The organism is Priestia sp. AB (genome assembly GCF_028369225.1).
Lineage (GTDB): Bacteria > Bacillota > Bacilli > Bacillales > Bacillaceae_H > Priestia > Priestia megaterium.
This window is the reverse complement of sequence record NZ_JAQMYN010000070.1, coordinates 1-410: the sequence shown is the minus strand read 5'-3', so window position 1 is coordinate 410 and position 410 is coordinate 1. Positions and strand designations below refer to the sequence as shown.

The following is a 410-nucleotide window of genomic DNA, read 5'->3' as shown; positions in this document are numbered from 1 at the left end:
TGGAGGATTAGCTCAGCTGGGAGAGCACCTGCCTTACAAGCAGGGGGTCGGCGGTTCGATCCCGTCATCCTCCACCACCGTGCCGGTGTAGCTCAACTGGTAGAGCAACTGACTTGTAATCAGTAGGTTGGGGGTTCAAGTCCTCTTGCCGGCACCATTTATATCGGAGGGGTAGCGAAGTGGCTAAACGCGGCGGACTGTAAATCCGCTCCTTCGGGTTCGGCAGTTCGAATCTGCCCCCCTCCACCATCTCTTTATTGGGCTATCGCCAAGCGGTAAGGCAACGGATTTTGATTCCGTCATGCGTTGGTTCGAATCCAGCTAGCCCAGCCATAGAGAGCCATTAGCTCAGTTGGTAGAGCATCTGACTTTTAATCAGAGGGTCGAAGGTTCGAGTCCTTCATGGCTCA

General features: G+C 54.4%; 5 tRNA genes. All 5 read left to right on the top strand.

From position 1 onward, the window contains the following. The first annotated feature begins 1 nt into the window (after position 1). A tRNA-Val gene (locus POF52_RS31075) sits at positions 2-77 on the top strand. Between the two features lie 4 nt (positions 78-81). Next, positions 82-157: transfer RNA gene (locus POF52_RS31070), tRNA-Thr, on the top strand. Positions 158-165: 8 nt separating this feature from the next. Continuing rightward, positions 166-249, top strand: a tRNA-Tyr gene (locus POF52_RS31065). 9 nt (positions 250-258) lie between these two features. Further along, positions 259-333, top strand: a tRNA-Gln gene (locus POF52_RS31060). Positions 334-337: 4 nt separating this feature from the next. Further along, a tRNA-Lys gene (locus POF52_RS31055) sits at positions 338-410 on the top strand.